General features: G+C 70.0%; 1 protein-coding gene. It reads left to right on the top strand.

Annotated features, from left to right (window positions below):
• Nucleotides 1-132 precede the first annotated feature (132 nt).
• Complete coding sequence (locus V8Z80_RS14665) at nucleotides 133-12,930, top strand: filamentous hemagglutinin family protein (protein ID WP_442951983.1); 12,798 nt, start codon at nucleotides 133-135, stop codon at nucleotides 12,928-12,930.
• Nucleotides 12,931-13,015: the final 85 nt, after the last annotated feature.

Below are 13,015 nucleotides of genomic sequence, written 5' to 3'. Positions count from 1 at the left end.
CGCGAGCGCGGCATCTTCGGTGCTGACAACAATACGGCCTCGTTTACCAAGGCCCTGGGCAAGATCACGGTCGAGCAGGGTGCGCTGCTGCAAACCCATGAGCCTGCCAGCGTCACCCAGGGCGGCGGTTACGTGATGCTGCTGGGCCAGGAAGTTCGCAACGAGGGCCAGATCGTGACGCGCAAGGGACAGGCGCAGCTTGCGGCAGGCGACAGTTTCGCCATCCGCAAAGGCCTGGTAACCAACAGCTCGGCCGGCGGCACCACGTATTCCACCACGCGCGGCAACGAAGTGGCGCCCAAGGCCGATCCAGGTCTGGACGCGTCGCTGATCGATCCGTCCATCCAGCGCGGCCGCGTGGCCAACACCGGCCTGATCCAGGCCCGCGAGGGGGACATCACGCTGGCCGGGCACGACGTGCGCCAGCAAGGCGCGGCGATGGCGACCACGACGGTCAACACCCGCGGCACCATTCATCTGCTCAATAGCGCCAGCGACACGCAAGGCCAGGTCACGCTGGGCGAGGGCGCGGTCACGGCCATCATGCTGGAAGACGACGGCCAGACCGCGTTCGACAGCCAGCGCCAGGCGCAGATCGAGGAGTCGGCCACGCTCGACGCGCAACGCCGGGGCGGGGCCAGCGGCGCCTTCGACAATCTGTCCATCCTGGCCGACCGGCGCGACCAATCGCGTATCGAAATCGTTTCCGGGCAGCAGGTGGACTTCGCCCAAGGCAGCCTGACGCTAGCCACGGGAGGGCAGCTTGCCGTCAGCGCGCGGGGCAGCGCCGTGGTGCGCGACGGCGCCGCGCTGGATGTCTCCGGCGCCGTGGGCGTGCAGGTGGCGATGGCGTCCAACAATGTGCAGATCAACATCCAGGGCAACGAACAGCGCGATGCGCCTGGCAACCGCGACAGCGCCAAGCTGAACAACAGCAACGTGTGGGTGGACCGGCGCTATCTGGTACGGGTACCGGCCGGCATGGGCGGCTACGAGTCCGACCGCTGGTATACGGCCGGCGGCCTGCTCGAAGTGAGCGGCTACCTGGGGACCACGGGCCGGTCGATCGGCGAATGGATGGCGCAGGGCGGCACGGTGGAGTTCGCCGGCGGGGAGATGGCCACCCGCGCGGGATCGAGCATCAACCTGTCGGGCGGCACGCTTGATGTGCAAAGCGGCTACATCCGCCACAGCTGGTTGCGCGGCAGCGACGGACGCCTGTACACGGTGGACCGCGCGCCGGGCGACCTGCTTTACGAAGAGGGGCTGTACCGCGGCTATGCGCGCAAGAGCGAGCGTTGGGGTCACACGGACCTTTGGATCAATCCGCTGGTGGCCCGCCGCCGCAGTTGGGAAGAAGGTTATACGGTGGGCCGCGATGCGGGCCGGCTGGTCATCGGCACGCAGCGCGCGGCGCTCGAAGGCGATATCGAAACGCATGCCTTCCAGGGCGAGCGCCAGGCCACGGCACCGGTGGCGGGGCTGGACGGCTACCGGCAGGCGCAGGACGCCGTCGCGCGCCGGGGCGCGTTGATCATCGGCACCATCCGGCCGGTGTACGACGAGTCCATGCGCAACTTGCGCTATAGCCCGGCGGCGGTGGTTGAAGAGATCGTCATCGGCATGCCGCCCGGCGCCGGCCCAGCCACGGACGAAACGGCGGGTGGTGCCGAGGCGGGAACCGGTCCGGCATCGGCCGGGGCAAGCGAGGCGGCCGCCGCCGGGCCGACGCGCATCGTGCTGGATTCGGCCTGGCTGAACAGCCTGGAGCTGGGTACGCTGCAGGCCTATGCGACAGGCGCCGTGCAGGTCAACCAGGCGATCGAGGTGGCGCCCGGCGGCGAAATCGCGCTGCATGCCGCGCAGGTGGACGTGAACGCCGACGTGGTCGCGCGCGGCGGCATGATTGCCTTGGGCAACATGGTGGAGCAATACACCGATGCCAGCGTCGGTTGGCAGGAGCGTCCGTTGACCACGCCGGTGCCCGGCGGCTATCAAGCGCACGTCAAGATAGGCGGGGACGTGACGCTGGACGCCCGCGGCCTGTGGAGCAATCTGAGGCAGGATGGCGCTGATATCGGCAGCCTGCCGTTTGCGGACGGCGGCCTTATCCGGGTGCGCAGCAGCGGCGACGTGCAAGTCGCCGCGGGCGCGCTGCTGGACGTGTCCTCGGGCGCGGTGTTGCAAGCCGGCGGCGGCCTGCGAGGCGGCAAGGGCGGCGACATCGTGCTGGCCGCCGACGCATATCCGATCGGCGGCGGCACCAACGGCCGGCTGGCGCTGGCAGGAGAACTGCGAGGCCATGGCGTCAATGGCGGCGGGACGCTGATCCTGCAGACCGGCAATGCGGTAGTCATCGGCGGTCAGGTGCCGGGCAGCGACGGCGTGCTGCATGCCGGCGATACCCCGCTGGTGGACCTGATCGCCACCGAATCCTTCACGATCGCCGAGGGCGCGATCCTGCCGGTGGATTATCACTTCACTCGCACGCACGCCAATCCCGGCGAGGCCGTCGGCGGCGCGCCGCGGGTCGTTGCCGCCGATCCGGCGAGCTGGCTCACCCTCGGCGCCGCCTGGACCCTGCCTAAGGCGGCCGGGGAGAACGTCAACTACAGCGTGGCTCTGTCCAACGGCCAGTACCTGAACGTGGATGGCTACAGTTGGAGCACGCCGCCGACGCTGCCGGCCGGGACCGTGATCACCGCGATCGTGAATCCGCACAACTTCCCGGCGAACCATGTCGTGGATGGCGCCATCCTGCCCAACGGTATTCCGCTCGCGCCCACGCCCGGCGTGATCAAGGCCGGCAATGTCGCGGCCAGCGACCTCACCTATGCCGCCGGCACCCTGATCCGCGCGGGTGCGGTCTTGCCGCAAACGGTGGCGGTCGAGACCTTGCTGCATCTGGATGCGGCGCGCTTCCGGCAGGGCTTCTCGCGCTATGAGGTAACCGCAGACGATGGCCTGGCCGTGGCCGAGGGCGCCGACCTGCGGGTGACGATGCCGGTGCTGCAGGCTGATCTGTCCGTGGCGCACACGGTGGCTACCGGCGCCGATCCGCGATCGGCGCTGACGTCGTGGCTCTCGCCGCTGTTCGTCGAGAATGCGGAAAGGGGGCGGATGACGCAGCGTGGCGGCGCCGATCTGGTGCTGACCGCCGGCACGGCGCGCAGCATGGTCGAAGCCGGCGAAACACCGACGCTGGCCATCGGCCAAGGCGCCCGCGTCGAAGTCGATCCGGGGCACGCCATGGCGCTGAACGGCAACGGCCAGATCAACATCGAAGGCGAACTGCGCGCGCCCGGCGGCCACGTCGGCGTGTATGGCCTGGGCTACGGCAACGAGGATGTCGGCCACTTGAAGGGACACGATGGTTCGGTGTGGATAGGCTCGAACGCCATGCTCGACGTGGCGGGTATCGCCAGGACGGCCGTGGATGCGCAAGGCCGCCGCTACGGTGTGGTGCTCGACGGCGGACGCATCGAGGTCGGCGGCCAATACCAGGCCTACGCCACCCGGGCCGAGGCCATCGATAATTTCATCGTCGTGCGTCCCGGCGCGCGCCTGGATGCTTCGGGCGCTGCGGCGACGCTGGACCTCGGCGGCGAGGGGCCCACCGGGGTGGCATCCGACGGCGGCGTGATCCACCTGGCTAGCTTCAACGGGCTGTATCTCGACGGCGACATGCTGGCGGCGGCAGGGGGGGCGGGCGCGGCCGGCGGCACGCTGTCCCTGGCGCTGGAGGCGCCCGCCTACCGCAATGCGGGCGGTCCGACCGATCGCGTGCTGGCGCACCGCGAACTGCAGTTGGTTCAGCAGCAGACGCCCGAAGGCCTGTCAGCGGACCTGCGTCCGGGCCAGGCCGACCCGGGCCTGGTCTATGGGCATGGCCGCATCGGCGTGGACCGCATCGAAGCCGGCGGTTTCGACAACCTGTCGCTGCTGGCCAACGGCGTCCTGGCGCTGGGCGATGGCGTGGACCTCTCGCTGGGCCAGAGCCTGCACCTGACCTCGGGCGGCATCAGCCTGGCCGAAGGCGCACCTGTCGGCGCCCGCGTGAAGCTGGCCGCGCCCTATGTCCGACTGGCGGGCCCTTCGCGCGTGGGCAAGGACAACTACACCACGCCGTCCTTGAAAGCGCCCAGTACCTACGAGGGCGGCATGGTGGAACTGCAGGACGGCACGCAACTGCGCGTCGAGGCCGGCGTGCTGGACGTGGTCAACCAGGTGGCGTTCGGCGCTTATGGCTTTTCGATGCAGGGCGGCAAGGCCCTGGTTTCGCGCCCTGGTTTCGAGCAGTTGGAATTGCGCAGCCAAAACGACCTGCGTTTCCTCAAGCACACGATCAGCGACCGCACGTCGCTGACGACCGAAGGCGGCCTGGTGCTGGCCGCCAGCCAGATCTATCCGGCCACCGGCGCGACGGCCGAAGTGCGGGCCGGACGCAAGGGCGCTTTCGACCAGTGGGGCGTCTACCAGGTCGTCTACGACCCCGAACGGGTCCTGCGCATCGAGCGCAGTGGCGGCGGGGCGACGCCCCCCGTGCCGTACTCGGCCTTCGGCGTCTTGCGCCTGCTGTCGGCCAACGTCGACCAGGGCGGCGTGCTTCGCGCGCCGCTGGGTAGACTCGAAGTCGGCGTCGCTGCAACGGAGCGGCAGATGCCGGGCGCGATCGTGCTGCGCCCGGGCAGCGTCACGTCGGTCAGCGCGGCCGGGCTGGTCATGCCCTATGGCGGCACCGTCGACGGGTTGAGCTACAACTACGCCGGGGCGGAGGTCTGGTTCCATGGCCTGGGCGGCACCCTGGGCAACGTGCAGTTGACGGCCGGCAGCATCGAAGTGCAGGATGGCGCGCGGATCGACCTGTCCGGCGGCGGCGAGTTGACCGGCGCCGGCTTCCTGACCGGGCGAGGCGGCTCCACCGATGCGCGCCTGAATCCCCTCATCCAGGTGGATCCGCGCGGCCGCGGCTTCACGCTGCCGGCACTGCCCACCAATCCGGTCTACGCCATCGTGCCGGGCGTGCAGCCTGTGGCCGCGCCGTTCGCCGCCGAGAACGGCGCGGGTGACCCCCTGATCGGACGCCAGATCACGGTGGGCGCGGGCGTGCCCGGTCTGGTCGCGGGCACGTATACTCTTCTGCCTTCCACTTATGCCTTGCTGCCGGGTGCTTTCCGGGTGGAGCTCAACGGATTGGCTTCCGGCGGCGCTGCGTTCGGCGGCGTCAACGCCATGCGCAACGGCTCCTACGCCACGGCCGCCCGCCTGGGTGTCGCCAATACCGGCATTGCCGACGCGCAAACCACCCAAGCTGTGTTGACGCCGGCCGACACCCTGCGCAGGTATTCGCAGTACAACGAAACCAGCTACGCACAATTCGGGCTTGATTGGGCCTTGCGCGACAGCGCGCCGCGGCCGCAACTGGAGCGCGACGCGCGTCAACTGGTTCTCGCGCCGGGCAGCCGTCTCGATATCGCCGCCGGCTCGGCCGATTTCACCCCCGCCGAAGGCGGACGCGGCGGCACCGTGGTCCTGAACGGCAGCCGTATCGAGATCCTGGCCGATGGCGCGGCGCCGACCGAAGGTTTCGACGGCACCTCGGTTTACGCCAGCACGCTCAACGGCCTGGGCGCCGCGGGCATCAGCATCGGCGGTTCGCCGGCGTCCGAGTTCGCCTTGCAGAACGAGGACGGATCCACGACCCAGAATGCATGGCGGGTCAGCCTCGGCAACGGTACGACCGCCGAACTCATCCTGCGCCAGGGCGCCGTGCTCGAGGCCGCGTCGGTATTCCTGGTGGTGAACGACAAGACCTCGGGCCTGACCATAGAGCAAGGCGCGGGGATCAATGCCCTGGGCCAAGGCAAGGCGCCCTGGGACTCGACCGACGGCTATGTGCTGCAGCCGGGGCAGACGGGAGTGCTGGCCGTGACCAACGGCTGGCTCAACGTGACGTCGCCGACCGCCGACGACAGTTGGGGGCCGCGTGGCGCCGGCTATCTCGACATTGGCACTTGCGCTGCCGGCGCAAGTTGCGCCGGCGAAACCGTGCTGTATTCGGAAGGCACCATTACCGCCGCCACCAACAAGTCGTTCGAGCTGGGCGAGTCGGTGCGCTATGGCACCCGCAACCTAGTGCTGGCCGTGGGCGGCATCAACGTCGGCAGCGCCGCCGCGCTGGCGCAGGCCGAGGCCGCCGGTGTCCTGCCGGCCGGCCTGACATTGAACCAGACCGTGCTCGACCGCTTGTTGCGCGGCGACACCAGCACTGGCGCGCCGGCCCTGGAAAACCTGATCCTGAACGCGAGCGATTCGGTCAACTTCTACGGCAGCGTGAACCTGAGCACCATCAATCCGGCGACGGGCACGTCGGCGCTGGAGCGGCTGGTGCTGGGCACGCCGGCCATCTACGGCCATGGCGGCGCGGGCGACGTCGCCCGCATCGAAACCGGCACGCTGGTCTGGAACGGCGCGACCACGCCGGCGGCCGGCGTCATCGCCGGGGGCGCCGGCACGGGCAGCGGCCGCTTCGTGGTCGACGCGGACATCATCGAATTCGGCTACGGCCCCCAGAGCCAGCCCGATACCGTGGCGACGCACGCGCGCCTGGCGCTGGGCTTTGCCAATGTCGACCTCAATGCCGGCGAACGCATCACTGCCAACCACAAGGGCGATCTGGCGGTGTACCAATCCCGGGGCCCGTGGGACGACACGGCCAAGGCATGGACCTATGGCGGCGGCAACCTCAACATCAACACGCCGCTGGTCACCGGCCAGGCCGGCTCGGTCAATGCCATCAAGGCCGGCGGCGCCATCGCCATCGCCGCGCGGGCGGGTTCTGCCGTGCCGCTGGCCGATTCGGCCATGCTGGCCGAGGCCCTCGGCGCCGAGCTGGCGCTCGATGCCGGCACCCATCTCGTGCTCGATACCGCCGTGCTGCTGCCCAGCGGCAAGCTCACGCTGTCGGCGCAAGACGACGTGAGCCTGCAAGATGGCGCGCAACTGGACCTGGCCGGCCGCAAGATCGATTTCTTCGACGTCGGCAAGTACAGCTGGGGCGGCGACGTGGCGCTTTCGAGCCGCCACGGCAACGTCGTCCAGCATGCTGCCTCGACGATCGACCTGGGCGCCGAATACAACCGCGCCGGCAAGCTGACGGTACTGGCGCTGGAAGGCACGGCGGATCTGGCCGGCGGCGTCCTGGGCGCCAGCACCGGCCGCTACGATGCCGGCGGTACGCCGGTGCCGTTTGCCGCCGGCTATATCGACGTGCGCGCGCAGCGCATCGCCGACTTCGCCGACCTGAACGAACGGCTCACGCAAGGCGGCGTCTTCGGCGGGCGCAGCTTCCAGCTCAAGCAAGGCGACCTGGCTATCGGGAACGAGCTCAAGGCTCGCGAGATCAACGTCTCGGTGGACGACGGCAGCCTGACGGTCACGGGGCGGGTCGACGCCAGCGGCGAGCAGGCCGGCAGCATCCGCCTGGCCGCCAACAGGGGCGTGACCATCGCCGGCAGCGCGGTGCTCGACGCGAGCGCCAGCGTGCTGCGCCGCGACAGCTACGGGCAGGCCATCGACGCGCCCAACCGCGCCGTGATCGAGATCGACTCGGGCGGCGGGCGCCTGGTGCTGGCCGACGGTGCGCGCATGGAACTGGGCGTGGCCGGTGCCAGCGCCGACTACGGCACGGTGGCGCTCAATGCCCCGCGCCTGGGCGGGGCCACCGGCAACGACGTCGACATCGACGTCGGCGGCAACATCGCCATCGCCGGCGCCAGGTCCATCGCGGTCAACGCCTTCTACACCTACGACGATGCCGATCCCGGCACCGATGTCTCGGTTGACGGCCGCAGCTACCAGCGCATCGACCAGGACTACCTGGACGAAAAACACGGCGACAGCGTGGTCTTCATCGATAACGCGCTGGCCAACGGCACGCTCATGAACGGCAAGCTCGCCGGCCTGCGCCGCTATGCCGGGCAGTTCCACCTGCGTCCCGGCGTGGAGATCGTGAGCAACGCGGCGTTCAATCCCGACGGCGACCTGCACGTCGATGGCGACATCGACCTGTCGGGTCATCGCTACGCCAGCGTGAATCCGCGCACGGCAAGGACGTTCGTCTACGGATCGGGCGAAGCCGGCGCGCTGGTGCTGCGTGCCGCCGGCGACCTGACGCTCTTCGGCAGCATCACCGACGGCTTCGACACCACGAAGCTGGGCGTGACCGCCGACGACAACGGCTGGGTGCTGCCCGCCGGCCGCATCCCCTTTGGCGGCGACCTCGTCATTCCGCACGGCGCCATGGCAACGCTGGATGCCGGCACCAAGTTCGCGGCCGGCCGCACGCTGAACTACGACCTGCTGGTCGCTGGCGTGACGCTGCCGGCCGGCACGCTGCTGCCTGCCGCCATGCCGCTGGCGCAGCCCCTGGCCCTGCCGGCGGGCACGGTGCTGGGCGCGGCGGTGCTCGATGCCGGCGGCAATGTGCTGCACGCCGCCGGCACGGTGCTGCAGGCGCCGCTGACGCTGGACCCCGGCATGCAGTTGGCCGCGGGATTCCGCCTGCCGGCCGAGGCGCACATCGCGGCCACTGTGTGGCCCAAGGGCGTGGCGCTGCCGGTGGCCATGACGCTGGCCCAGCCGCTGGCGCTCGCCAAGGGCGCCGTCGTGCCGTCCGAGACCGACGTGGTGCTGCCGGGTGGCGCCGAGATGGTCAACCTGCGTCCTGCCGGCACGGATGGCACCCAGGGCCGCACCCTGGCGCTGGCGCCGATGCTGGCGCCGGGTTCGCAGTCCTGGGACATCCGCCTGGTGGCCGGCGCCGATACCGCCGCGGCCGACGCGCGCCGGACATTGCCGGACAGCGCGGCGCGCCTGCGCCTGTCCGATACGCATTTCGGGATGGGGCACGTGTTCGAGCCGGTTCCCGGCACCGGGACGCCGGCGACCTACGCGGCCGCCGCTTCGCCCGAAGCCGAAGCCCTCTTCGCGGATCTCCTGGCGTGGTACGGATTCGCGCTGACGCCGGGACAGGCGATTACGCAGGCCGAAGAGCAGATGGCCAGGGATGCCTATTTGATCGTCGACAGCATCATGGAGCTCAACGATTGGGGCTACGGTGACGTGATCCATGTGGTCGATGCCGGGACACCGCCCGACATGGCGTTCCGGCCCAAGCCGGTGCGCCAGCAGTTGTTCAGCGTCTTGCGTACCGGCACCGGCGACCTGGACCTGATCTCCGGCGGCGACCTCGAGATGACCTCGCTCTACGGCGTCTATACCGCCGGCACGCCGTCGGCTTTCCTGGACAGCGCCTACAACCAGGCCCGTGGCCGGTTGACGGACGGCACCGTGCTGCGCCCCGAAGGCGCGCCCTTCGAGGCGCTGGTCGATGGCGGCACCGACAGCCTGTACGCGGCGTGGTACCCGGAGCAGGGCGGCAACGTGCTGGTCCGCGCCCAGGGCGACCTGAAGGGCGACCTGGTCGGCAACAACGACGCCAGGAACGATATCGGCTACACCTTTGCCAACACCCGCCAGCAGATCGCCAGCACGACAGTGGGCAACTGGCTGTGGCGCCAGGGCACCGGCAGCGTCGAGGCGGGCGCGGACGCGGTGCCCACGGCGTGGTGGATCAACTTCGGCACCTATGTTGCCGGCGGGGCCAATGGCGCTCGCGACGAATATGGCTCATGGTTGTTCGGCAATGATCCCTTCCTGGTGGGATTTACCGGCGTCGGCACGCTAGGTGGCGGCAACCTGACGGTGGAGGCCGGTGGCGACGCCGGCATGATCGATGCACGCGGCATTAGGTCCTCGTGGGACCAGACCGCCCACACACCGCGCAGCCAGGGCCTGCACCTGGTCGTGGCCAGCAGCGGACGCATCGCGCCGGACGGCGCGCTGGTGCAGACCGGCGGCGGCGACCTGGCGCTGCGCCTGGGCGGCAGCCTGAATCCGGATCCGGCGCTGCGGCTCAACGAGCACGACCTCAACAGCACCTTCGTCAACCTGCGCGGCGCCACCGCCATCGATGCCGGCGCCATCGGCGGCGTGAAGCTGGGCTATGGCGGGATGGGCCAGATGGATTCGCGCCTGGGCAACGTCTACGCAGCCGGTGGCGGGCAAGCCACCGGCGGACCGATCCTGGTGCTGGGCGATTCCGCGGCCCGTATCGACACCCGCGGCGACCTGGTGCTGGGCGGCACGGCCGACCCGGGCCGTACGCTGCTGCTCAATGCCGCGCCCTTCTCCTACCAGGGCACGGCGCACGAGGGCGATGGCTGGACCTGGTTCTCGCTGTGGACGCCGGCGACCGCCATCGATCTGTTCAGCGCGGGCGGCAACCTGACGCCGACCACGACCTGGGACGAACGGGACCTCAACGAGACCGTGCGCGGAGGCGGCAAGGGCCGCAACCAGTCGGCCAACAACGACGGCTCCTTCTATCCGTCCGTGCTGCGCGCCGTGGCCGCCAGCGGCAGCCTGTACTACGGGGCCAGCGCCAGCGGCGCGCGCCACACCGGCGTGGGGATCCTGCGTTACGCGTACGGTACGGTGCTGGCGCCTTCGCCGGTGGGCGCGCAGTTCGTCAACGCCACCGGCAAGGGCGAGCTGCAACTGCTGGCGCAGGATTCGATTCATGGCGCGGGCTATGTGTTCTCGACCTCCACCGCCGACCCGCGGGGGATGGCCAGTCCGTTCCGCCCCGGCTTCGTCGGCAAGGTGGCCGAAACCGGCGGCGGCCAGTACGGCACCGATCCGCTGCTGGTTCACAATGCCCTGGCCGAAGCGGCGCAGCTCAACGACTGGCTGGCCAGCTACGGCACCTTGGGACGCGGCAACACCGCTGCGCTGTTCGCTTTCGGCGGCACGGCGACCGTCGCGGACGCCGTCGTGGGGCGGGAGCCGGCGCGCTACTACGCGGTGCAAGGCGACATCGTCGGGCTGCGGGTCGGCCAGGAAGTGCTGCTGGGCTTTCCGGCGGGCGCGGCCGGATCGCGCTACGAGGCATCGGGCCCGGTGGCCATACGTGCCGGCCGCGACATCGTAGGGTCCGGCACGCCGCTGGGCAAGAAGGACCCGACGGCCGGGCGCCTGGACTCGACCGCCTCGACGCGCGGCAACCTGATCGCGCATGCCTACGCCGACGAGATCTCGGTGGTGCAAGCGGGCCGCGACCTGCGCGACAGCAGCTTCTACGTCCTGGGCCCGGGCTTGCTCGATATCTCGGCCGGCCGCCACGTCTACCTGGCCAACAACGGCGAATTCAAGAGCCTGGGCCCGGTGGGCAACGTGGCCGCCTCGGATGATCGCAGTGGCGGCGCCAGCATCTCGGTCGCCGCCGGCGTGGGCGAGGGCGCCCATTGGGATGCGTTCGCCCAGCGTTATCTGGATCCGGCCAACCTGGCCGATCCGGACCTGCCCCTGGCCGAGCAGCCGGGCAAGGCGGTGACGCTCTACAGCGGCGAATTGACGCTGGCGCAGTGGCTGCGGCGCGAGTTCGGCTATGCCGGCGACGAGTCCGGCGCCCCGGCCTTCCTGGCGCAGAAGCAGGCCGAACTCGACGCGGCGCGGGGCGCCGCGCTGGCCGAGGGCCGGACCGCGAGCAGCCGCTCGCTGGCGCGCGAGTTCCAGCAGGAAAGCCAGCTCTACCTGGTGAACTGGCTGAGCGGGCGTTTCGCAGGCCCCAACGGCCAAGGGTTGCGCTTCGACGCGGAGACCATGGACGCCCGCGCCTTCTTCGGCACCCTGCCGCCTGAACAGCAGCGCGCCTACCTGCGCAATGTGTACTACGCCGAACTGCGCGAATCCGGCCGCGAGTACAACGATCCCGACGGCAAGCGCTTCGGCAGCTACCTGCGCGGCCGCGAAGCCATCGCCATCCTGTTCCCCGAGCAGGACGCGCAGGGCAGGGCATTGACGTACGAGGGCGACCTGACCATGTTCAGCAGCGCGCTCTACTACAACGCCGACTACGCCAACAACCCTGTAGGCCAGGCGCGGCCTAGGCCGGGCGTGAGCTACATCACCAAGGCGCAGTGGGAAGCGCTGGGCAGTCCCGGCTACGGCGTGTCGTTCTACGACGTGCTGGATGCCGGCATCCATACCAATGTCGGCGGCGACATCAGCATCATGACGCCGGGCGGGCGCACCCTGGTGGGCATCGACGGCGGCTTCAACCCGGGACCCGATTCGGGGGTGATCACCCAGGGCGACGGCAACATCAACCTCTATGCCCTGGAGAGCATCCTGCTGGGACAGAGCCGCATCTTCACGACCTTCGGCGGCAGCATCCTGGCCTGGTCGGCGCAGGGCGACATCAACGCCGGGCGCGGCAGCAAGACAACCATGGTGTACACGCCCCAGCGCCGGGAGTACGATATCATGGGCAACGTGGCGCTGTCGCCTTCGGCGCCCAGCACCGGCGCGGGTATCGCCACGCTCAACCCGATTCCGGAGGTTCCTCCGGGCGACATCGACCTGATCGCGCCCCTGGGCACGATCGACGCGGGCGAGGCGGGCATCCGGGTGTCGGGCGACGTCAACCTCGCGGCCCTGCGCGTGGTCAACGCCGAGAACATCCAGGTGCAGGGCGAGGCGGTAGGCATCCCGGTGGTGGTGGCAGTCAATACCGGGGCGTTGACCAGCGCCAGCGCGGCTTCCTCGGCGGCGGCCGATGCGGCGCAGGAGTCGGTGGCACGCTCGCGCGCAGCGGCCCGGCAGAACCTGCCGTCCATCATCAGCGTACAGATCCTGGGCTTCGGCGAGGAGCATGGCGCCAGCGCAGCGCCTGCCCCGGCGCGGTCATCGGCCGCGCAGCCGGCCGACTATCGGCCCGATCATCCCGTGCAGGTGCTGGGGCGCGGCCAAGCGCCCGCGCAGGCTGCACGCCTGACGCCGGAGGAGCGGCGCGGCGTGGGGCTGTAAGGTGCGGATGGACGGATGGGGCTACCTGCCGGCATCGGGTCGGCGGATCCGCATGAGCGAGGCCTTATAAAAGGAAAGGCGATCG

Source organism: Orrella sp. JC864 (genome assembly GCF_037026685.1).
Lineage (GTDB): Bacteria > Pseudomonadota > Gammaproteobacteria > Burkholderiales > Burkholderiaceae_B > Orrella.
Note: the sequence above shows the minus strand (reverse complement) of the source record. Positions and strands in the feature narration are given on the sequence as shown.